The organism is Occultella kanbiaonis (genome assembly GCF_009708215.1).
Lineage (GTDB): Bacteria > Actinomycetota > Actinomycetes > Actinomycetales > Beutenbergiaceae > Occultella > Occultella kanbiaonis.
In genome coordinates, this window is the sequence record NZ_CP046175.1 from 1,717,802 (window position 1) to 1,735,448 (window position 17,647).

The 17,647-nt window shown below is 71.8% G+C and carries 36 protein-coding genes; 26 read left to right on the forward strand and 10 right to left on the reverse strand.

Translation table 11 applies throughout. The features are described from left to right. Positions 1–96: 96 nt before the first annotated feature. A complete protein-coding gene (locus GKS42_RS07695; protein ID WP_154793311.1) occupies positions 97–624 on the reverse strand; it encodes a hypothetical protein in 528 nt (175 codons plus the stop codon). After that, positions 618–1,133, reverse strand: a complete 516-nt coding sequence (locus GKS42_RS07700) for a hypothetical protein (RefSeq protein ID WP_154793312.1) — start codon at positions 1,131–1,133, stop codon at positions 618–620. The genes GKS42_RS07695 and GKS42_RS07700 overlap by 7 nt, the downstream gene beginning before the upstream one ends. A 455-nt stretch (positions 1,134–1,588) precedes the next feature. Here GKS42_RS07700 and GKS42_RS07705 point away from each other — a divergent pair, with 455 nt between their 5' ends. Next, positions 1,589–1,807 (forward strand): hypothetical protein, encoded by a 219-nt coding sequence (locus tag GKS42_RS07705; protein ID WP_154793313.1) that lies wholly within the window; start codon positions 1,589–1,591, stop codon positions 1,805–1,807. Here GKS42_RS07705 and GKS42_RS26895 read toward each other — a convergent pair. The 4 genes from GKS42_RS26895 to GKS42_RS07720 form a co-directional block, all read right to left on the reverse strand. Beyond that, positions 1,804–2,085: a tyrosine-type recombinase/integrase gene (locus GKS42_RS26895; protein WP_210769389.1), complete on the reverse strand. Its 282-nt coding sequence runs from the start codon at positions 2,083–2,085 to the stop codon at positions 1,804–1,806. The genes GKS42_RS07705 and GKS42_RS26895 overlap by 4 nt on opposite strands. Before the next feature lie 198 nt (positions 2,086–2,283). Then, positions 2,284–2,616: a site-specific integrase gene (locus GKS42_RS25985; protein ID WP_168217674.1), complete on the reverse strand. Its 333-nt coding sequence runs from the start codon at positions 2,614–2,616 to the stop codon at positions 2,284–2,286. A 232-nt stretch (positions 2,617–2,848) separates the two neighbouring features. Beyond that, positions 2,849–3,055 carry a hypothetical protein gene (locus GKS42_RS07715; RefSeq protein ID WP_154793314.1) on the reverse strand — a complete coding sequence of 69 codons (207 nt, stop codon included), beginning with the start codon at positions 3,053–3,055 and terminating at the stop codon, positions 2,849–2,851. Beyond that, the gene (locus GKS42_RS07720; protein ID WP_154793315.1) at positions 3,052–3,462 is read right to left on the reverse strand and encodes a helix-turn-helix domain-containing protein; all 411 of its coding nucleotides are present in this window, start codon (positions 3,460–3,462) and stop codon (positions 3,052–3,054) included. Before GKS42_RS07720 ends, GKS42_RS07715 begins: the two co-directional genes overlap by 4 nt. An 84-nt stretch (positions 3,463–3,546) precedes the next feature. Here GKS42_RS07720 and GKS42_RS26900 point away from each other — a divergent pair, with 84 nt between their 5' ends. From GKS42_RS26900 to GKS42_RS07835, 24 genes are all read left to right on the forward strand, one after another. After that, positions 3,547–3,735 (forward strand): helix-turn-helix domain-containing protein, encoded by a 189-nt coding sequence (locus tag GKS42_RS26900; protein ID WP_154793288.1) that lies wholly within the window; start codon positions 3,547–3,549, stop codon positions 3,733–3,735. Next, positions 3,732–3,908: a hypothetical protein gene (locus GKS42_RS07730; RefSeq protein ID WP_154793289.1), complete on the forward strand. Its 177-nt coding sequence runs from the start codon at positions 3,732–3,734 to the stop codon at positions 3,906–3,908. Before GKS42_RS26900 ends, GKS42_RS07730 begins: the two co-directional genes overlap by 4 nt. 94 nt (positions 3,909–4,002) lie before the next feature. Next, positions 4,003–4,302 (forward strand): hypothetical protein, encoded by a 300-nt coding sequence (locus GKS42_RS07735; protein ID WP_154793290.1) that lies wholly within the window; start codon positions 4,003–4,005, stop codon positions 4,300–4,302. Then, a complete protein-coding gene (locus GKS42_RS26775; RefSeq protein ID WP_290368048.1) occupies positions 4,299–4,430 on the forward strand; it encodes a hypothetical protein in 132 nt (43 codons plus the stop codon). The genes GKS42_RS07735 and GKS42_RS26775 overlap by 4 nt, the downstream gene beginning before the upstream one ends. Continuing rightward, positions 4,427–4,615 carry a hypothetical protein gene (locus GKS42_RS07740; protein WP_154793291.1) on the forward strand — a complete coding sequence of 63 codons (189 nt, stop codon included), beginning with the start codon at positions 4,427–4,429 and terminating at the stop codon, positions 4,613–4,615. Before GKS42_RS26775 ends, GKS42_RS07740 begins: the two co-directional genes overlap by 4 nt. Beyond that, a complete protein-coding gene (locus GKS42_RS07745; protein ID WP_154793292.1) occupies positions 4,612–4,818 on the forward strand; it encodes a hypothetical protein in 207 nt (68 codons plus the stop codon). Before GKS42_RS07740 ends, GKS42_RS07745 begins: the two co-directional genes overlap by 4 nt. A 135-nt stretch (positions 4,819–4,953) precedes the next feature. Continuing rightward, entirely contained in the window at positions 4,954–5,958 is a 1,005-nt protein-coding gene (locus GKS42_RS07750; RefSeq protein ID WP_154793316.1) for a hypothetical protein, read from the forward strand. Between the two features lie 295 nt (positions 5,959–6,253). Further along, positions 6,254–6,397 (forward strand): hypothetical protein, encoded by a 144-nt coding sequence (locus GKS42_RS07755; protein WP_154793295.1) that lies wholly within the window; start codon positions 6,254–6,256, stop codon positions 6,395–6,397. 15 nt (positions 6,398–6,412) lie between these two features. Then, on the forward strand, positions 6,413–7,603 hold the full coding sequence (locus tag GKS42_RS07760; protein ID WP_154793296.1) for a hypothetical protein: 1,191 nt from the start codon (positions 6,413–6,415) through the stop codon (positions 7,601–7,603). Between the two features lie 3 nt (positions 7,604–7,606). Beyond that, on the forward strand, positions 7,607–7,885 hold the full coding sequence (locus tag GKS42_RS07765; protein ID WP_154793297.1) for a hypothetical protein: 279 nt from the start codon (positions 7,607–7,609) through the stop codon (positions 7,883–7,885). A 3-nt stretch (positions 7,886–7,888) separates the two neighbouring features. Then, a complete protein-coding gene (locus tag GKS42_RS07770; RefSeq protein WP_154793298.1) occupies positions 7,889–8,335 on the forward strand; it encodes a hypothetical protein in 447 nt (148 codons plus the stop codon). 108 nt (positions 8,336–8,443) lie between these two features. Further along, the gene (locus GKS42_RS07775; protein ID WP_154793299.1) at positions 8,444–8,617 is read left to right on the forward strand and encodes a hypothetical protein; all 174 of its coding nucleotides are present in this window, start codon (positions 8,444–8,446) and stop codon (positions 8,615–8,617) included. A 14-nt stretch (positions 8,618–8,631) separates the two neighbouring features. Next, entirely contained in the window at positions 8,632–8,772 is a 141-nt protein-coding gene (locus tag GKS42_RS07780) for a hypothetical protein (RefSeq protein ID WP_154793300.1), read from the forward strand. A 3-nt stretch (positions 8,773–8,775) separates the two neighbouring features. Further along, complete coding sequence (locus GKS42_RS07785; RefSeq protein ID WP_154793301.1) at positions 8,776–9,117, forward strand: hypothetical protein; 342 nt, start codon at positions 8,776–8,778, stop codon at positions 9,115–9,117. Further along, positions 9,114–9,632 (forward strand): hypothetical protein, encoded by a 519-nt coding sequence (locus tag GKS42_RS07790; protein ID WP_154793302.1) that lies wholly within the window; start codon positions 9,114–9,116, stop codon positions 9,630–9,632. The genes GKS42_RS07785 and GKS42_RS07790 overlap by 4 nt, the downstream gene beginning before the upstream one ends. Positions 9,633–9,696: 64 nt before the next feature. Further along, positions 9,697–10,236 carry a VldE C-terminal domain-containing protein gene (locus GKS42_RS07795; RefSeq protein WP_487247352.1) on the forward strand — a complete coding sequence of 180 codons (540 nt, stop codon included), beginning with the start codon at positions 9,697–9,699 and terminating at the stop codon, positions 10,234–10,236. After that, positions 10,236–10,859: a transglycosylase SLT domain-containing protein gene (locus GKS42_RS07800; RefSeq protein ID WP_154793304.1), complete on the forward strand. Its 624-nt coding sequence runs from the start codon at positions 10,236–10,238 to the stop codon at positions 10,857–10,859. Before GKS42_RS07795 ends, GKS42_RS07800 begins: the two co-directional genes overlap by 1 nt. Continuing rightward, a complete protein-coding gene (locus GKS42_RS07805) occupies positions 10,856–11,266 on the forward strand; it encodes a hypothetical protein (RefSeq protein ID WP_154793305.1) in 411 nt (136 codons plus the stop codon). The genes GKS42_RS07800 and GKS42_RS07805 overlap by 4 nt, the downstream gene beginning before the upstream one ends. Beyond that, the gene (locus tag GKS42_RS07810) at positions 11,266–11,511 is read left to right on the forward strand and encodes a hypothetical protein (protein WP_154793306.1); all 246 of its coding nucleotides are present in this window, start codon (positions 11,266–11,268) and stop codon (positions 11,509–11,511) included. The genes GKS42_RS07805 and GKS42_RS07810 overlap by 1 nt, the downstream gene beginning before the upstream one ends. Next, positions 11,508–11,798 carry a hypothetical protein gene (locus GKS42_RS07815; RefSeq protein WP_154793307.1) on the forward strand — a complete coding sequence of 97 codons (291 nt, stop codon included), beginning with the start codon at positions 11,508–11,510 and terminating at the stop codon, positions 11,796–11,798. The genes GKS42_RS07810 and GKS42_RS07815 overlap by 4 nt, the downstream gene beginning before the upstream one ends. Next, on the forward strand, positions 11,795–11,938 hold the full coding sequence (locus tag GKS42_RS07820; protein WP_154793318.1) for a hypothetical protein: 144 nt from the start codon (positions 11,795–11,797) through the stop codon (positions 11,936–11,938). Before GKS42_RS07815 ends, GKS42_RS07820 begins: the two co-directional genes overlap by 4 nt. Next, a complete protein-coding gene (locus tag GKS42_RS07825; RefSeq protein WP_154793308.1) occupies positions 11,935–12,321 on the forward strand; it encodes a hypothetical protein in 387 nt (128 codons plus the stop codon). The genes GKS42_RS07820 and GKS42_RS07825 overlap by 4 nt, the downstream gene beginning before the upstream one ends. Positions 12,322–12,324: 3 nt before the next feature. Further along, positions 12,325–13,602: a hypothetical protein gene (locus GKS42_RS07830; RefSeq protein WP_154793309.1), complete on the forward strand. Its 1,278-nt coding sequence runs from the start codon at positions 12,325–12,327 to the stop codon at positions 13,600–13,602. Then, complete coding sequence (locus tag GKS42_RS07835; protein WP_154793310.1) at positions 13,599–14,354, forward strand: M23 family metallopeptidase; 756 nt, start codon at positions 13,599–13,601, stop codon at positions 14,352–14,354. The genes GKS42_RS07830 and GKS42_RS07835 overlap by 4 nt, the downstream gene beginning before the upstream one ends. A gap of 66 nt (positions 14,355–14,420) precedes the next feature. Here the strand turns inward: GKS42_RS07835 and GKS42_RS07840 are convergent, their stop codons facing one another. Next, entirely contained in the window at positions 14,421–15,131 is a 711-nt protein-coding gene (locus GKS42_RS07840; RefSeq protein WP_154793319.1) for a hypothetical protein, read from the reverse strand. After that, the gene (locus GKS42_RS07845; protein WP_154793320.1) at positions 15,125–15,763 is read right to left on the reverse strand and encodes a hypothetical protein; all 639 of its coding nucleotides are present in this window, start codon (positions 15,761–15,763) and stop codon (positions 15,125–15,127) included. The genes GKS42_RS07840 and GKS42_RS07845 overlap by 7 nt, the downstream gene beginning before the upstream one ends. Positions 15,764–16,097: 334 nt before the next feature. Between GKS42_RS07845 and GKS42_RS07850 the strand changes: the two genes are divergently transcribed. Then, on the forward strand, positions 16,098–16,316 hold the full coding sequence (locus GKS42_RS07850) for a hypothetical protein (RefSeq protein WP_154793313.1): 219 nt from the start codon (positions 16,098–16,100) through the stop codon (positions 16,314–16,316). Here the strand turns inward: GKS42_RS07850 and GKS42_RS07855 are convergent. Both GKS42_RS07855 and GKS42_RS07860 read right to left on the reverse strand, forming a co-directional pair. After that, a complete protein-coding gene (locus tag GKS42_RS07855) occupies positions 16,313–17,125 on the reverse strand; it encodes a tyrosine-type recombinase/integrase (protein ID WP_154793321.1) in 813 nt (270 codons plus the stop codon). The two genes, GKS42_RS07850 and GKS42_RS07855, sit on opposite strands and share 4 nt — an antisense overlap. A 232-nt stretch (positions 17,126–17,357) precedes the next feature. Beyond that, positions 17,358–17,564 (reverse strand): hypothetical protein, encoded by a 207-nt coding sequence (locus GKS42_RS07860; protein WP_154793314.1) that lies wholly within the window; start codon positions 17,562–17,564, stop codon positions 17,358–17,360. Positions 17,565–17,647: the final 83 nt, after the last annotated feature.

Here is a 17,647-nt window from a genome sequence, read left to right on the forward strand (position 1 = left end):
ATGACACTCAGCGTGGAACCGATCGGCCGGGTAACCGATCGTCTTGGCGATCCGTCCCGGTCGTCGGGGTTCGGCAACTGGAACACCGCCACCAGGTCACTCTGCGCGAGCACGAGCGGGGAGACGTTCACCGCGGGGGGCCCGTCGAAGAACGCCGTCGTGCGGTAGTGCCGGTTCTGCATCAGCAACCGGCGCATGTGCGGGCCGATCTTCGCCGCGGTGGGCCATGAACTCGCCCACCTCGCCCGCCCACACCCGCCGCCGGCCGGTCCTGCGGGTACAGACCCAGCCTACCGCCCGGTCCAGGTCGTCCACGTAGGTGTCTGACCCGGGATCGGCCCGGTAGTGCAGGTTCCGGGTGACGCGGCGCCCGTTGCGCGCCGGCGCGGCCGGGAACGCGTCCGGCACCGGGCCCGTGAGCTGCTCGGCGTCGTCGCCCGGCTCGGCGTTGCCGTTGACATCGATCGCGACCTTGTCGAACGGGTAGGACTGGTAGAGCCGGCGGTTGAACACCGACTTCCCCGACCCCTTGCGACCCCACGCGCTCACGATCATCGGCCGGGACGGGTCCAGGTCGCCCAGCGGCATGCCCTGGTCCTGCTCGTGCGCGCTGGACGTCACCACGCCGTGGGGCTCGTGCTCGAGGTAACGCCGGCGTCCAGGTCGTCGAGCTGCTCGCCGTCGTCGGTGGGCACGGTCGCCGCGGCGGCCGCCCGCTCAGCCTTCGCCTGGCGGTTGCTGCGCCACTTCACGAGCTGCTTGCCGAGGTACATGACCAGGCCGACGCCGGCCGCGATCGCGTCCACGACATCGGGGTTCGCCGCTGAGGTGATCATCGACCGGCGGGCGGCGATGTTGCCCAGCGGGTCACCGATCGCCTTCGCGTCGTCGTCGTCGGTGAGCCAGATCCCGGAGTCCCGGTCCACGTCGTCACGGGCGGCCACCTCGTGCACCACGACGCCGGCCCCGAGTACGCCGTCACGGGCGGCCTTCTTGATGATCGCCTTGGGTGCGACCGGCTTACCGGATGATCCCGCCGAGGAAGTCGGGGATGGGCCGGGGTCCGCGACGTCGCCGCTGGCGCTCCACGGGTCGCCGGCGTCGGAAGGTGACGGGGCCGCCGTCTCTGCCATCGTCGCCGGGTCCGGCTCCCGGAACAGCAGGGCTCGGGCTCGGGATCGCCCGCGGGCTGCTCGGGCTCGGGTCCTGGAGCTGGCTGCTGCTGCTGTCGTCGCTGCTTGGGTTGCGTGCCATAGTCGGTCACCTCTCGGACGGTGTAGGGGTCGGCGTCGGCGGCCGCCGGCTTGGCGGTCACGACGTCACCGGGCGGGGGAGTGTCGGCCGGGATGCGCCGGCCCTTGACCGGCAGACCACACCCCTCGACGGCACACACCAGCTCGGCGGTGAGCCGGCCGGGGTCGGACTGACCCTCGGTCGTGTGCCCGTCGCGACACGTGCCACGGACTCTGACAGTTTTCTTCGATCGGGTGCTCACGGTTGTGTAATCTGCCATCGGGGCTGGGTGTTCATGGAAGTGAACAGCGCCGTTCACGCGGGTGAACGTGTCACCCGAGATTGGCTAGATTCCGTGGCTACCGCAGTGCTCACCGACATGAAAACCCGCCTCTCGACCGCCGGCGCGGCGGTCACCAGCGCCAAGGACTCCTACGACGCCAAACGGGAGCAACGGGACCGGCTCATCTGCGAAGCCGTCGACGGCGGCATGTCCCAGCGGGGCGCCGCGGCCGCGGCCGGCGTCTCCATCGCCCGGGTGTCCGCGATCCTGCTCGCGAGCTACGGCGACTAGCTCGCGATCGCGAGCACGGTCCGGCGCAACGCGTCCGGTTGCACCAGCACGTAGCGCTGCGTCGTGGACGGTGAGGCGTGCCCTAGGAGCTGCTGGACGCTGAGTAGGTCCCGCTCAACGGCGTGGGCCCGGGTGGCGAACCGGTGCCGGAGCGTGTGCGTGCTGACGCCATCGGGCAGCAGGTCCGAGACCCGCTTGGCGAGGTAGTGCGCGGACAGGTGCCCATCGATCCGGCCCGGGAATGCGAACCCGCCGCCGGCCTCGCACGCTCGCCGGATCGCGCCGGCGGAGGGAGTCCGACAACGGGACGTCCCTCTCGCGGTCGCCCTTGCCGTGTACCACGAGCGTCCAACCGATCAGGTCGTCCACCAGGTCCCGGGCGTGCACGAGCACCATCTCCCCGCGGCGGAGGCCGGCCTCGGCCCCGAGCCGCAGCGCCAGGTGCTCGCGGGGCTGTGCCCGGGCAAGGGCGGCGGTCAGGGCGCGCTCCGGCGTTGGCGCGGCCGCGGCTGCCCGGGCTTGACCGCCTGCAGGGCCCGGGTCGGGTCGGTGTCGGTGTGGCCGGCCTCGATCGCCCATCGGTAGAACTGGGTGAAGCTCGACCGGTGCGAGCGGCGCGTCTCGGCCGCCCACGTCTGACCGCCGGTCCACGCCACGAGCTGCGCTCCGGTGACCTGCCAGGGCCCGCGGGGCCGCATCACCGCGGCGAGCCGGTCCAGGTGGTAGCGGCGAAGCGCGATCGTCTGCTCAGACCGTCCAGCCGACCGGAGAGCCAACACGAAACCCGCTACCGCCACTGCCCACGTCATTGTCACGCCAGTGCCTATCGGGCGATTCCGGGCACCTGAAAGCCGGCACCCGACGTGACGCCGGACACATGCAGGCCATCACGAGCTGCCGTCGCGTCGGCACCGAACGCCACCGACCCGCACGTGCACCGCGCCGCCCACTCGCCGGCGAGCTCGGCCACGGTCACCCGGTGCACACCGGTCCCCGGAGCGCCGGACCACGCCGCGAGGCCGGCCTGTGACGAGTGCCCGCTCACCGGATCGCCTTCGGCTCAGGGTTGGAGTCCAGTCCAGCCCCACGGTCCAGCCCCACGATCCGGGCGCGGCTGATGATGTCGGAGACGTTGAACAGAACGTCGGCGTCCCAGCCCTTCAACCACGCGACGATCCGCAGTTGATCCGCGGTCAACGGCACACCTTCGAGCGCGTGGTCAAGCGCGTCCTGGCCGGCGGCGCTCATGCCGGCACCGCCGTGTCGGTAGCGCGGTTGCCGCGCCGGCGCTCCCGCTCGGCGTCCAGGTCTACGACGGCTCTGACCTGCGCATCCTCTGAATCACTGGGTTCTGGGTTCGAGTCCCAGGGGGTGTACTCCACATGATCCCCGTCCGGTCCAACCGGGCGGGGATCATCTGTCTCTCCGAGCAGGAAGCCTCCGCCCACATTGAGGTGGCGCGCGGCGGCGACGACATCGCCGGCTGACCACGCAACCTGACCACGGAGCTTGCGCCCGACTACGGACGCGGACACTCCGAGCACCGGGGCCATCTCTCGCGCCGTGATGCGCTTCAGGAACATGACCTGGTGAGCGCGTTGACCGATCGCCTCGTCGAGCGATCGCGGTTCCGTAATTCCCGTCAATAGCGTCATACGCGTCACGGTAGCACCGTACGCGACACGCCACTAGTAGTTCGTATGTTGACGTGAGTGACGCGAGGCGTCACCCTGTGACGCATGGCGAACGATGATGACTCGACATGGCTAACAACGACGCAAGCCGTCACTTTGCTGCCGGCTGTCACCCCTCGCACTTTGCAGCGATGGGCACAGAAGGGCTCGGTCCAGGTCCAGGTACTGGCAAGCGGTCGCTACCGCTTCCGCCGCTCGGACGTTGAGAAGCTCGCTCGGGAGCGTCAGTCGTGAGCGGGCCGACGCTCGTGCACCTGCTGCGCCTGGAGGCGGAGCGGCGCCGGGTGATCGACCGCATGGTGGCGGACCTGGCGCGGCTGACTGGCACGCCTGAGGCGGTCGTCCGGCTCAAGTACGCGCTGACGCCGGCGGAGCTGGCGGAGCTCGACGCGGAGCTCGTCGCGTGAGCCGGGCGCTGCGGGCGATGGCCCGCGCCGCCGTGCTCTGCGTGCTCGCGTCGGTGCCGCTGGCGGCCACGCTGCTCGCCGGGTGGTGGGCCGCGTGAGGGTCACCGAACCGATGCTCCCCGGGATGGCAGCGGTGCCCGGCTACAAGCGGCCGGCCGCGCGGACCCCGAAGCCGAAGCCGGCCCCGCGGGCACCATGGGCAAAGAAACTCCAGGCGAAGAACCCAACCGTCTGCGACGTGTGCGCGGCGTCGGTCCTGGCGAAGCTCGGCGCCGGCGAGCGGACCTACGCACCGCGCCGGGCCGCGTTCGTCGTCTCGGACGGCAAGGGTCCCGGCCAGCCGCTGTGTGCTGAGCACGCCGCGGACCGCAAGCGCCGGTTGGGGCTCAAGTGAGCGGGCGCTGGGGCCGGCTCGCGGTCGTCGTCGTCGGCTCGGCCGTGCTCGGCGCGGCGCTCGGCGTGTGGCAGGCGTGGGCGGGCACTCCGGTGCCGTTCGTGCCTGAGCCGGAGCAGACCCGGTGAGCGGGTACGTGCCGTCACCGGGTGACCTGGTGACGCGGGGGAGCGGCCTGGCGTTCTACGTCGTGGTCAAGGTGCACCGGTCCACGGTCACGCTGCGCTCGACCAAGCGGAACTCCCGCTCTGGTGCTTTCGCGACGTACACGGCGACGCTCGGGGAGCTCTCCCTGGTGGAGCGTGGCTCGTGAGCGCGGCGGCGGACGGCGCGGCCGTGATCGTCGCGGAGCTGCTAGGCGACGGCGACGGGCACACCCGGGACCTGGCCCCGACGAGGCGCGGGAAGTTCGTGCCGTTCCGGCTGTTCTACGACGTGACGCCGGCGGGCGAGCTCGTGCCCGTCACGGTGCAGCCGGCCACGCTCAGGCGCCGCGCCTGGCCTGAGTTCGGGTGAGCGCTGCGGCCCTGGCGGCGCCGGCTACTAGGCCGGCGCCGCCCCGTGTGCGTCGGGCGAACCGTCGCACGGAGCGAACCTCGACGTTCCACCTGATGCGGGGCGTTGCCGGGCGGCTCGACCCGCGCCCGGCGGATGACCGACTGGCTGGAAGCGGTGGAGGACGCCGCTACGACGCACTGCCGTGCCGATGGGCGCCGGACGGTGCTCGCGATCGCTGACGGGCTGCGTGAGCGCGCTCTGGGCGCGTCTGCGTGCATCACGTCCCGGCCGACGTGGGCGTTCCTGGCGGAGCGCGCCGGCGTCTCCCGCGCCCGGGTGGCGTACTGGCTCGGCCGGCTGCGCGCGTGGGGCTTGCTCGGGATCGTCGCCACGGGCCGCTCACGCGCCTACGCGGCGGCCGCGAAGGACGGCCGGGACGGCATCAACGAGGCCGCGGTGTACCTGCTCGCGGTGCCCCGCCGGCTCGCGCCTGTGGACGTAAACGAGACCCCTCCCCTGGTAAGGGTTGGGATGACCCCCGCACGCACGCGCGAGGCCGGGCTGGGAGGCTCCATCGGAGCCGCTGCGCGGCAGGAAAGCCCTATTGAAGCGCCGCGCGCCGCAAGGCTCGCCCCGGTAGGCGACCTCGCCAGCGCGGCGACCGGTCACCCGGGCGAGCAGCGGCGCCAGGGCGCGTGGCCGGGTGGGATGACGGCAAGACGCCGGGACGAGGCCATGGTGGCCGCGGAGCACCTGCGGCGCCGCTACCCGGTGTTGCGACGCGTGACGGCCAAGCACGTCCGATCGGTGATCCGGGAGTTCCTGCTGGCCGGGTGGACGCTCTCGGACCTGGCGCACGCGATCGACCAACGCCCGACCGGCCGGCAGCCGCACTCCGGCGCCAACGGTGTCGGCAACGTGGGCGCCTGGCTGACCAGCCGGCTCGCGTGGTGGCGAGACGACAACGGCACCGTGGTGGTGTCCCCGTCGCAACGGGTGGCCGCCGAACGGGTGGAGCTGCGGGCCCGAGCTCGGGCACGAGCTGAGGCGGAGGCGGCGGCGGCCGCGGCCCGGGTGCCGGCGACGTCGAACGCCGAGTACCTCGCGGCCCGGGCCGCGCTGCGAGCCAAGGCCTCGCTGTCGAATACACCCCTGTGAAACCTCGGCGTGTCGTGGACTTCCGAACCTAGGTCCCGCGACAGTGCGCCTGTTAGCCGCTTCCGGTGGGGCCGGGTGTGGCGAGGATCGGCCCGGCCCCACCGACGCCCGATCCTCACCGCACCCGGCCGCACCGGCCGCGCTGGCTCGCCACCGTGCACCTACCTAGGAGACACCATGAAGAAGCTTCTCTACACGGCCGGGATCGCCCTCGTCGTGGTCCTGGCCGTCGACGCCGCGAAGGGTGGCGGGATCAAGCTCCCGTCCATCCCGGGGCTCAAGGGCTGACCCACCGATGAAGCCGCTCAGTTTCTGGCTCGCCGTGGGCGGCGTGTCCATCCTCGCCCCGGTGGTGTTCAACATCGCCGCGGACCGGCTCGGGGACCACGTTCCCGGGCTTCGCACCCTGAACGACTACCTCACCCGCCGCAACGGCTGAAAGGCATCAACCAACATGGCAACCATCGCCACCCCGACCGCCGCCGCGCCGCAGCGGTACATGCAGGGCATCGCCGTCCCGGCGTCGTCCGTGCGACCCCCGGAGTTCTTCGCCCGCACCCGCCGGCACATCAGCCTGGAGCGGTCGTTCACCTACGACGGCTCCGAGACGCAGACCGTCGTTGAGCTGCGCAAGTCCGACATCCTCGCCGGGATCGATGTCCGGTTCACCGGCTCGGTCACCGTGGCCCCGGGCACCGGCACCGTGGCGTCCACCGCCCGCTGGCCCTACGACCTGCTGCGCGCGCTGCGGTTCACCGCCAACGGCGCGTCCAACATCATCAACGTGTCCGGCCTGAAGCTGAAGGTCCGCGACATCATGAAGCGCTCGGACCTCACCGACCGCGGCGTGTCCCAGACCTTCGGCGGCTCCGCCAAGTCCAACGGCACGCTCGCGATCGCGTCCGAGGCGTGGGGCGTCGGCGCGAACAGCTCCGGCCTGGCCGCCGGGACCTACGACGTGGAGCTCGTGTGGCACGTCCCGGTCGCGGAGGACGAGCAGGACCTGGCCGGCGCGATCTTCCTCGCCACCTCGAGCTCGGACCTGACCCTCACCCTGGACTACGCCCAGAAGGCGGACCTGTTCGCCATCACCGGTGACGCCGCGGTGGACATCGACGGCACCTTCCAGGTGTCGTCCACCAAGTACTCCATCCCGATCGGGCAGGACGGGCAGATCGTCGTTCCCGACCTGTCGGTGTTCCACTCGCTGATCCAGTCCCGCTACGCCAACGGCGTGCAGGCCGGCGAGAACGAGCTCCGCCTCATCGGGCAGGGCGCGGGCAAGTCGCTGCTGCGGATCTTCTTCCAGGTCTACAACGGCACCCCGGCCGCGCCGCTGGCGATGAACGCCGCGAACTTCGGCCGGCAGGCCTGGCGCTACGCCAACAACGAGACGCCCGACGCGTTCCACGACGGGACGCACATGCGGGTGGACTCCGAGCGTCGGTACAACTCCGACATCGGCGCGCTGTGGGGCTTCGGCTGCCACGACTTCGCCCACGAGAACGCGTTCCGTGACGTCGTGGACATGGGCACCACCTCCGAGCTGCGCCTGGTCACCACGATCAACTCCGACGTGGCCCTGACCTCCCCGGCGGTGGAGATCGTCCAGGAGACCGTGTTCCTGGCCGGGCAGGCGGTCTGACCCATGACCACCAGCCCTCTGGCTACCACGTGGGCCCCGGCCGGCGTGGACGCCAAGTACGCGCTCCACGGCGGCGGACCCGTCAGCTCGGCACCCACCGAGCTGAACACGGTCGCGTCGCCGGCGGAGGGTGCCAACGCCGAGGGGACCTGGACGGCGCGTAACCCGCTCGTCTGGTTCGGCGCCATCGCGGCCGTCACGTTCGGCCTGATGGCGTTCTCGACGTCGGTACGGGTGGGCGGCACCACGGCAACCCTCGCGCTCGGAAACGCGAAGGGCTGACCCGTGGCCATCCCAGCCGCCGCGGCCGCGGGCGGCACTGTCGCCCGCGGCGCGGGTGCCGCTGCTACCCGTCAGGCAGCCGGCACCCGCACCGCGGCGGCCGGCCGCGCGTCCTCGGGCCGGGCACCAGCCACCACGGCTGGCACGCGGGCCGGCGGCGCGCCGCCGGCGTCCGCGCCCGCGCCCGAGCCGCCGGCCAAGCCGTCCCGCCTACCCGGGCCCGCCGGCAAGTCCGCCACGAAGGCGAAGGCCACGCGGCGGCGGGTCACCCGCCCGCTGCGCGGCGCCGCCCGAGCCGGCGGAAACGTCCTGCTCGGCACGCTGGCCTACGTCCTCGCACTCACCTACATGCGCGGCGGGGCGCCGGCCGTCAAGCAGCTCCTGGCCGCAAAGTTCCTCAACAGAACACCGCTCGATATTCAGGGCACCGGATCAGAAAGGATCGGCTGAAATGAATAGCGGCGGAATCGTCCTGGTCGTCTTTGGCATTTGGGTGCTCACCCAGGTCCTGGCCGGCGACATGCTCGGCCGGCTCAACGTCGTCGGCGGTGACGAATAGTGCGCGGGCTCCTGTCAACACTGTTCGTCACCTGGCTCGGCCTCATCGCATTGCAAACCCTGTCCGGCTCGGGCGCATCCGGTCGCGTTGCAGAAGCATTCCGCGACGCGAACACCATCATCGAAAAAGCGCTCGACCCGACCGTTCCCGCAATTCCAGACCTGCGCAAGTAGAAAGAGGAAACATCATGCTTCGGCAACTCACCAAGTACGGCGCGGGCCTGATCGCGCTGTACGTCATCGTCGCCAACGGCTCCCGGTTCGGATCCGTCATCAGCGCCGGCGCCCGCGGCGTCTCGGACGTCACCCGCACGCTCCAGGGGCGCTGACCCGTGGCCCGTACCGACGTCGCCGCGGCGGTGAACGCCCGCGTCTCGGCCATCGTGTCCTATGGGCTCGACCGGCGCGGCGCGGGCCTGTTCGCGGCCCTGACCGGCCGCACCAACGGCGAGCTCAACGGGTCCCGGCCCGTCGTGGACACCGCCCGCGACGGCGGCCGCACCTTCCACGGCACCACCGCGACCCCGCAGCGGTTCACCGGGATCGCCCCGCTCGGGATCGCCCGCCCGGTCGCCCCGACCAACGGCACCATGGCGGACGAGCTGTCGGCGTCCCCGCTCAACGATGGCGCGTTGCGCATCTTCGCCCAGCGGCTCGCGCGGGGCCGGCGATGAACGTCAAGGCGCTGTGGGCGAAGGTCCAGGACAACAAGTGGGTGCTCGGCGGGCTCGGCGCGGCCGCCGTCGTCGCGCTGGCGTGGTTCTCGCGTCGCTCTGCCACCACGCCCGCCGCCGACGACACCGGCGGCGCTGGCTACGGGCTGGCGGCGCCGGGTGCGACGTCCACCACGGGCGGCTACACCGCCTCGGCGGGCGGCGCCTACGACTCCAGCGCCAGCGACGTCTACAACGCGCTGCAGCCGGCCTTGGAGAACGTGGGCAAGCAGTATGACGAGCTGCGCGACCTGCTCAACAAGACGCCCGTGCCCGAGGCCGAACAGCCGCGCGAATCGCTCGGGTTCTTCCAGGTCCGCGGCACGCCCGGGATCTACGAAGTGTTCACCGACAACACCCGCCGCCACCTCGGCAAGACCGAAGCGCAAGAGCGCGGCATCTTGCACAACCCGGCCGCGGTGAACGCCTCGGACGCGAACGCCGATTGGTCCAAGTACCGGATCGTCCCGGACTGATGCCCGCCCTCGCCACACCCACCGAGCTCCAGGAGCCGCCCGCGCTCCCGGGGCTCGGCCGTGCGTGCGCCCGCACGTGCGCGAAGCCGCCACCCTGCTCGCCGGCCGGTTCGGGATCTCCACCGTGGGCGGGTGGCGCGCGCTCGCCCGCGACATGGGCGGGCACCCCGCCGGCCTGGCCGTGGACTTCATGTGCACGAAGGCACAGGGAGACGCGCTCTCGGCCTACGTGGCCGCCAACCACCAGGCGCTCGGCGTTGACTACCAGATCTGGTGGCAGCAGCTCTGGACGCCGCGGCGCGGCTGGTCCGCGATGGCCGATCGCGGATCCCCGACACAGAACCACCTCGACCACGTACACGTGCAGTGGAAGTCCGGCGCCGTGCTCGCCCTCGACGGGCTCACGGACGGCACCGGCAGCGGGAAGATCGGCACCGGCTCCGGCACGTCCGGCGGCGGCCTCGGTGGCGTCGGGGAGGCGCTCTCCGGGCTGAACCCGTTCTCCGGGTGGCAGGACGACGCCCAGGAGCTCGGGATCAAGGTCGTGGTAGTCGTGGCCGGCCTCGCCCTGGTCGTGCTCGGCCTCGTGCGGGGCGTGCGCTGATGGCCACGCTCACCACCGCCCAGGTATACGGGCTCGCCCGCCGGGCCGGCCTGGATGCTGCGGACGCCACCATCGCCACCGCGATCGCCGCGGGAGAGTCCGGCCTACGCACCGACGCCCGCGGCGACGTCGGGCTACAGACGTCGAAGTGGGGCCCGTCCATCGGGCTATGGCAGGTCCGCTCCCTCAACGCCGAACGCGGCACCGGTGGAGTGCGGGACGAGCTCGCACTCACCGACCCCGAGCACAACGCCCGATCCATGGTCTCCATCAGCGCCGGCGGGAGCACCTGGCGCCCATGGACCGTCTACACCTCCGGAGCCTGGCGCCAGCACCTGGCCGCCGCCGAAGCGGCCGCGGACGGCTCCGAGAGCGGCGAGACCGACTGGCGCAAGGGCGGCGGCGCCGGCACCCAAGGGCTCGGCGGCAGCGCCGGCAGCGGCGGCAGCTCGGGCGGCAGCTCGGGCAGCGGCGGCGGCCTGCTCGACGGGCTGAACCCGTTCTCCGGGTGGCAGGACGACGCCCAGGCGCTCGGTATCAAGTTGGCCGTCGTCGGCGCCGGCGCGGTCCTCATCATCGTCGGCGCCTGGCGCGCCGTCTCCACCAGAAAGGCAAGCGAATGAAGGACACCATCAGCGACCGGATCGCCGCGACCCTGGCCGCCATCCCGCTCGAGCTCGAACGCGTCAAGTCCGAGCTCGCCACCGGGCTACAGGCCTTCGCCGGCAACACCGCACTCCAGGGCGCCCGGGTACTGCCCGTGGGCCCGACCGGGCGGCCGCTCGCGTGGGCCGGCCCCGGGCGCCTGGTCGGCTGGTCCGTGCGCGCCGGCGAGGCCGCCGCGGCGCTCACCCTGCGCGACTCCCGGCAGGCCGGCGAGGGTGACGTCGTGGCCGTCCTGGACGTGCCCGCCGGCGAGTCCGCCACGGTGTGGCTCGGCCCCGGTGGCGTCTCGATCACCGAGGGCCTGTACGTGGAGACCGCCGGCGACGTCACCGCCGGCGCCGTGTGGCTCGGAGCGGTCGACTGATGCTCGACTCGCTCCCCGGCCTGATCGCCAACGCCGGCGCGCTCGTCGTTCTCGCCCTGGCCCTGCTGCGCATCGCTGTGACTCTTCGCCGCGACACCGCGGAAGAGCTCACGAGGCGGGTCGGCGCACTGGAGACCGAGTACCGCTACGCCGTCGCCCGGATCTACCAGCTCGAAACCACCATGCGCGAGGCCGGCATGACCGTCCCGCCGTGGCCCGCCCGCACACAGGAGGCAACCCCATGAAGAACGTCACCCCCTACGCCTACGCTCTCGCCGCGCTCTGCGTCGTCACCATCGGCGTGCTCGGCGGACTCAGCCAGCCGATCCCCGACGTGCTCGGCCTGGTCGCCACGGGCGCCATCGGCGTCGGCGCCGGCTCCAGCCTGCCCAACGCGGCCGCCCGCGCGATCGCCCCAGCCCCGGAGCCGGCGTCGGTGGTCCCGCACGTGCGCGAGCTCGTGCCCGACCCGACGCCGGCGACGGGGGAGACCACGCCGCAGTCCCCGCGCCTGCCCGGCGGTTCCGAGTGAGGCCGTTCATCGGTGACCGGCGGGTGGCCCTGACCGCCGGCCTGGTCCTGGTCGTGGCCGGCGCGTGGCTGCTCAAGGACGCCTACGAGCGCCGCGGCCGCTCGCGTCCGTTCCTGATGCGGCTGGTGCCCGGGGCGTGAGCCTGATCCTGCCGGAGTCGCGGGCCGGCACCGCCCGCGGCTGGACACTGGCCGACTTCCGCACCGTGCAGGGCCGCACCACGCCCGCGGTCGGCGGCGCGTGCGAGCTGCGGCTGCCCGAGGTGGAGCAGGACGAGCTGTGGCTGATCGATCACATGGTGGCCGCCTGCGACTCCACCACGCCGACGTCGGTGCGCCTGTACGAGTCGTCCGTTGACCCGCTCGCGCTGCTCGACGGCAGCTCGGCCGGGAACTTCGACGTCGCGGACTGGCCCGCCGGCTTGCAGGTGCGCTCCACTCAATTCCTGATCGCTCGGTGGGATAGCGCCAGCGACGGCGCCCGCGGCACCCTCACTGTGCAACTGCGCTCTCTGAGGCGGTGAACAATGGGATTCCGAAACCCCATCACCACGGTGACTGCGCAGAATGCAACCGGAACAATGACGTTCGGCGCTGATCAGTGGGACGAAACAACACCCGGGATTGTCTTTACTACCGTTGAAGGTGGCGAGGAAAGTCCGGCCGGCCTCGCCTACGGCATGGATAACCGCATTGCGGGCGGGCAGTGGGGGCCGGGCATTCTCGGCCTGGCCCTCGTCGGTCCGAGCGGCGACACGGCACAGGAGCGCACCTACGTGATGATCACGAAGAATGGCCGTCTCAGCGTCCGCGCGCTTTCCTACACCGATAACGATGACCCGGTGCCGGTCAATCACGGGATGCCGGCCACGTTGAGCGTCGGTGGCGGCAACGTGGGCATGGATCCCGGCGGACTCGGGGCGCCCACGTTGCGGGCAGACTCCACCGTGGCGGCAGACGGCACCCTCACCGCCGGCTCGGTCACGGCCGGTCGGGCCGACTGGCAACCAGCCGCGCTCACTCACCACGGCTTCTACCACACCACCGCCACCATCAACGGAGTGCCGCCCGCGTGGTACCTCGGAGACTCCGATGGGGCGCGCATCGTGGCCGCGGTCGGCGGGGCGCACCAGCTGACGATCACCGCGCCCGGCGGCGCCACCGTGGACGGCGACTTGGAGGTGACCGGCTCCACCACGCTCGCCGGCCTGGAGCTCGCCGGCGGGCTCGACGTCGCCGGGGCGCTAACACTGCCCGGGGTGACCCTGATGGGGGACGCCGGCACCGACGTCCTCGACATCGCCGCGCTCGGCGGGGTGACCGTCAACGGTGCCCCGATCGCCGGCGCGAGCACACCGCTGGTCTACTTCGAGGCGACGTCCGCAACCGGCGTCAAGGGCACATGGGTGCTGCCCCAGTCGTCCTTCGTCACGGTGCCCAAGGCGCTGGTCACCGTTGATCAGGGCGGCGGTGTCTGGGACCCGATCGCCAACACCTACGCTGTGCCGGTCGCCGGCATCTATCTGGTCACCGCCTCGGTGAGGCTCTGGGACGACACAACCGCCGGCGTCGCCCGCTCGACCGGGCACGGCGCCGATATCGCCAACGTCGATACCGCCGCCGGCTTCGCCTGGCGCAAGATGCAGGCCACCACGGGCGCCGATCGCCGCGACGTCTTCCAGTTCACCCGGGTGATGCACTGCAACGCCGGTGACCCGCTGCGCCAGTTCATCTACTCCGACGCCCGCACGTTCGACGTCCAGGCGTCCGCGCTGTCGGTGCTACTACTCCGGGAGGACTCGTGATCGTTTCACCTGCGGCGGGCTCGACATCGCCGCTCAGCAAGGCCGGCCTGGCCGTCAAGGGCTACGGGCAGCGGGCCCCGATCAAGACCAGCAACGGGAAGTGGACCGGCCAGTTCCACGCCGGCGTGGACATCACCGCGCCCGAGGGTGACCTGCTCGTGGCGGCCGTTTCCGGGACCGTCGTGGCCACCGGGTGGGCCGGCTCCGGGCTCGCCGTGGGCCGCTCCGGCATGTTCGTGCTGATCCGCTCCGGCGCCTACGACATCTACACCGGGCACATGTCCTACATCGGCGTCCGAGCAGGCCAGCACGTGGTAGCCGGCCAACCGTCCGGCGCAGTTGGCTCCACCGGCAACGTCACGGGCCCGCACGTGCACGTTGAGGTCCGCTACGCCGGCACCACCACCACCCTCGACCCGATCGTGTGGTTCGCCGCACGGGGCGTCACCCTCGGCGCCGACAGTCCCAACCCATCACCAACAGCAGAGGATCCCGACATGGCATTCACCGACGCCCAGGCCAAGCAGCTCGCCACCCTCGACGCCAACGTCAAGTTGCTCATGGAGTGGATGCAGACCAGCGCCGGCCCGACCTACCTGTGGCAGATCCGGCAGGACACCGCGAGGCTGCTCGGCCGCGACCCGGGCGCCGCCACCGATCCGGCGGCCCTCGCGGCCGACATCGTGGCGGCGATGGGCAAGGACATGGCCAAGCAGGTCGTGCAGGAGCTCGGGCGCGAGCTCACGACGTAGAACGGGCACAGAGCGGCCCCGGCGCCATGGTGGGACTCACCAGGTGCCGGGGCCGCTTTCGTGCGCTCAGACGGGCAGCGGGGCCATCCGATAGAGCTGATTCTCGGCGGTGACCCACAACAGGAACCAGTGCGGGCCGCGGCCCCACGTCTCATGACACTCAGCGTGGAACCGATCGGCCGGGTAACCGATCGTCTTGGCGATCCGCTCCCGGTCGTCGGGGTTCGGCAACTGGAACACCGCCACCAGGTCACTCTGCGCGAGCACGAGCGGGGAGACGTTCACCGGGCGGGGCCCGTCGAAGAACGCCGTCGTGCGGTAGTGCCGGTTCTGCATCAGCAACCGGCGCATGTGCGGGCCGATCTTCGCCGCGGTGGGCATGAACTCGCCCACCTCGCCCGCCCACACCGCCGCCGGCCGGTCCTGCGGGTACAGACCCAGCCCTACCGCCCGGTCCAGGTCGTCCACGTAGGTGTCTGACCCGGGATCGGCCCGGTAGTGCAGGTTCCGGGTGACGCGGCGCCCGTTGCGCGCCGGCGCGGCCGGGAACGCGTCCGGCACCGGGCCCGTGAGCTGCTCGGCGTCGTCGCCCGGCTCGGCGTTGCCGTTGACATCGATCGCGACCTTGTCGAACGGGTAGGACTGGTAGAGCCGGCGGTTGAACACCGACTTCCCCGACCCCTTGCGACCCCACGCGCTCACGATCATCGGCCGGGACGGGTCCAGGTCGCCCAGCGGCATGCCCTGGTCCTGCTCGTGCGCGCTGGACGTCACCACGCCGTGGGGCTCGTGCTCGAGGTAACGCCGGCGTCCAGGTCGTCGAGCTGCTCGCCGTCGTCGGTGGGCACGGTCGCCGCGGCGGCCGCCCGCTCAGCCTTCGCCTGGCGGTTGCTGCGCCACTTCACGAGCTGCTTGCCGAGGTACATGACCAGGCCGACGCCGGCCGCGATCGCGTCCACGACATCGGGGTTCGCCGCTGAGGTGATCATCGACCGGCGGGCGGCGATGTTGCCCAGCGGGTCACCGATCGCCTTCGCGTCGTCGTCGTCGGTGAGCCAGATCCCGGAGTCCCGGTCCACGTCGTCACGGGCGGCCACCTCGTGCACCACGACGCCGGCCCCGAGTACGCCGTCACGGGCGGCCTTCTTGATGATCGCCTTGGGTGCGACCGGCTTACCGGATGATCCCGCCGAGGAAGTCGGGGATGGGCCGGGGTCCGCGACGTCGCCGCTGGCGCTCCACGGGTCGCCGGCGTCGGAAGGTGACGGGGCCGCCGTCTCTGCCATCGTCGCCGGGTCCGGCTCCCGGAACAGCAGCGGGCTCGGGCTCGGGATCGCCCGCGGGCTGCTCGGGCTCGGGTCCTGGAGCTGGCTGCTGCTGCTGTCGTCGCTGCTTGGGTTGCGTGCCATAGTCGGTCACCTCTCGGACGGTGTAGGGGTCGGCGTCGGCGGCCGCCGGCTTGGCGGTCACGACGTCACCGGGCGGGGGAGTGTCGGCCGGGATGCGCCGGCCCTTGACCGGCAGACCACACCCCTCGACGGCACACACCAGCTCGGCGGTGAGCCGGCCGGGGTCGGACTGACCCTCGGTCGTGTGCCCGTCGCGACACGTGCCACGGACTCTGACAGTTTTCTTCGATCGGGTGCTCACGGTTGTGTAATCTGCCATCGGGGCTGGGTGTTCATGGAAGTGAACAGCGCCGTTCACGCGGGTGAACGTGTCACCCGAGATTGGCTAGATTCCGTGGCTACCGCAGTGCTCACCGACATGAAAACCCGCCTCTCGACCGCCGGCGCGGCGGTCACCAGCGCCAAGGACTCCTACGACGCCAAACGGGAGCAACGGGACCGGCTCATCTGCGAAGCCGTCGACGGCGGCATGTCCCAGCGGGGCGCCGCGGCCGCGGCCGGCGTCTCCATCGCCCGGGTGTCCGCGATCCTGCTCGCGAGCTACGGCGACTAGCTCGCGATCGCGAGCACGGTCCGGCGCAACGCGTCCGGTTGCACCAGCACGTAGCGCTGCGTCGTGGACGGTGAGGCGTGCCCTAGGAGCTGCTGGACGCTGAGTAGGTCCCGCTCAACGGCGTGGGCCCGGGTGGCGAACCGGTGCCGGAGCGTGTGCGTGCTGACGCCATCGGGCAGCAGGTCCGAGACCCGCTTGGCGAGGTAGTGCGCGGACAGGTGCCCATCGATCCGGCCCGGGAATGCGAACCCGCCGCCGGCCTCGCACGCTCGCCGGATCGCGCCGGCGAGGGAGTCCGACAACGGGACGTCCCTCTCGCGGTCGCCCTTGCCGTGTACCACGAGCGTCCAACCGATCAGGTCGTCCACCAGGTCCCGGGCGTGCACGAGCACCATCTCCCCGCGGCGGAGGCCGGCCTCGGCCCCGAGCCGCAGCGCCAGGTGCTCGCGGGGCTGTGCCCGGGCAAGGGCGGCGGTCAGGGCGCGCTCCGGCGTTGGGCGCGGCCGCGGCTGCCCGGGCTTGACCGCCTGCAGGGCCCGGGTCGGGTCGGTGTCGGTGTGGCCGGCCTCGATCGCCCATCGGTAGAACTGGGTGAAGCTCGACCGGTGCGAGCGGCGCGTCTCGGCCGCCCACGTCTGACCGCCGGTCCACGCCACGAGCTGCGCTCCGGTGACCTGCCAGGGCCCGCGGGGCCGCATCACCGCGGCGAGCCGGTCCAGGTGGTAGCGGCGAAGCGCGATCGTCTGCTCAGACCGTCCAGCCGACCGGAGAGCCAACACGAAACCCGCTACCGCCACTGCCCACGTCATTGTCACGCCAGTGCCTATCGGGCGATTCCGGGCACCTGAAAGCCGGCACCCGACGTGACGCCGGACACATGCAGGCCATCACGAGCTGCCGTCGCGTCGGCACCGAACGCCACCGACCCGCACGTGCACCGCGCCGCCCACTCGCCGGCGAGCTCGGCCACGGTCACCCGGTGCACACCGGTCCCCGGAGCGCCGGACCACGCCGCGAGGCCGGCCTGTGACGAGTGCCCGCTCACCGGATCGCCTTCGGCTCAGGGTTGGAGTCCAGTCCAGCCCCACGGTCCAGCCCCACGATCCGGGCGCGGCTGATGATGTCGGAGACGTTGAACAGAACGTCGGCGTCCCAGCCCTTCAACCACGCGACGATCCGCAGTTGATCCGCGGTCAACGGCACACCTTCGAGCGCGTGGTCAAGCGCGTCCTGGCCGGCGGCGCTCATGCCGGCACCGCCGTGTCGGTAGCGCGGTTGCCGCGCCGGCGCTCCCGCTCGGCGTCCAGGTCTACGACGGCTCTGACCTGCGC

What these genes read in the sequence shown, in the direction of transcription:
- GKS42_RS07765 (WP_154793297.1), top strand. Translation starts at nt 7,607, where the DNA reads ATGACCACCAGCCCTCTGGCTACCACGTGGGCCCCGGCCGGCGTGGAC.
- GKS42_RS07760 (WP_154793296.1), top strand. Translation starts at nt 6,413, where the DNA reads ATGGCAACCATCGCCACCCCGACCGCCGCCGCGCCGCAGCGGTACATG.
- GKS42_RS07805 (WP_154793305.1), top strand. Translation starts at nt 10,856, where the DNA reads ATGAAGGACACCATCAGCGACCGGATCGCCGCGACCCTGGCCGCCATC.
- GKS42_RS07700 (WP_154793312.1), bottom strand. Translation starts at nt 1,133, where the DNA reads ATGGCAGAGACGGCGGCCCCGTCACCTTCCGACGCCGGCGACCCGTGG.
- GKS42_RS07810 (WP_154793306.1), top strand. Translation starts at nt 11,266, where the DNA reads ATGCTCGACTCGCTCCCCGGCCTGATCGCCAACGCCGGCGCGCTCGTC.
- GKS42_RS07750 (WP_154793316.1), top strand. Translation starts at nt 4,954, where the DNA reads ATGACCGACTGGCTGGAAGCGGTGGAGGACGCCGCTACGACGCACTGC.
- GKS42_RS07845 (WP_154793320.1), bottom strand. Translation starts at nt 15,763, where the DNA reads ATGGCACGCAACCCAAGCAGCGACGACAGCAGCAGCAGCCAGCTCCAG.
- GKS42_RS07715 (WP_154793314.1), bottom strand. Translation starts at nt 3,055, where the DNA reads ATGAGCGCCGCCGGCCAGGACGCGCTTGACCACGCGCTCGAAGGTGTG.
- GKS42_RS07815 (WP_154793307.1), top strand. Translation starts at nt 11,508, where the DNA reads ATGAAGAACGTCACCCCCTACGCCTACGCTCTCGCCGCGCTCTGCGTC.
- GKS42_RS26900 (WP_154793288.1), top strand. Translation starts at nt 3,547, where the DNA reads ATGGCGAACGATGATGACTCGACATGGCTAACAACGACGCAAGCCGTC.
- GKS42_RS07720 (WP_154793315.1), bottom strand. Translation starts at nt 3,462, where the DNA reads ATGACGCTATTGACGGGAATTACGGAACCGCGATCGCTCGACGAGGCG.
- GKS42_RS07800 (WP_154793304.1), top strand. Translation starts at nt 10,236, where the DNA reads ATGGCCACGCTCACCACCGCCCAGGTATACGGGCTCGCCCGCCGGGCC.
- GKS42_RS25985 (WP_168217674.1), bottom strand. Translation starts at nt 2,616, where the DNA reads ATGACGTGGGCAGTGGCGGTAGCGGGTTTCGTGTTGGCTCTCCGGTCG.
- GKS42_RS07855 (WP_154793321.1), bottom strand. Translation starts at nt 17,125, where the DNA reads ATGACGTGGGCAGTGGCGGTAGCGGGTTTCGTGTTGGCTCTCCGGTCG.
- GKS42_RS07860 (WP_154793314.1), bottom strand. Translation starts at nt 17,564, where the DNA reads ATGAGCGCCGCCGGCCAGGACGCGCTTGACCACGCGCTCGAAGGTGTG.
- GKS42_RS07830 (WP_154793309.1), top strand. Translation starts at nt 12,325, where the DNA reads ATGGGATTCCGAAACCCCATCACCACGGTGACTGCGCAGAATGCAACC.
- GKS42_RS07780 (WP_154793300.1), top strand. Translation starts at nt 8,632, where the DNA reads ATGCTTCGGCAACTCACCAAGTACGGCGCGGGCCTGATCGCGCTGTAC.
- GKS42_RS07790 (WP_154793302.1), top strand. Translation starts at nt 9,114, where the DNA reads ATGAACGTCAAGGCGCTGTGGGCGAAGGTCCAGGACAACAAGTGGGTG.
- GKS42_RS07755 (WP_154793295.1), top strand. Translation starts at nt 6,254, where the DNA reads ATGAAGCCGCTCAGTTTCTGGCTCGCCGTGGGCGGCGTGTCCATCCTC.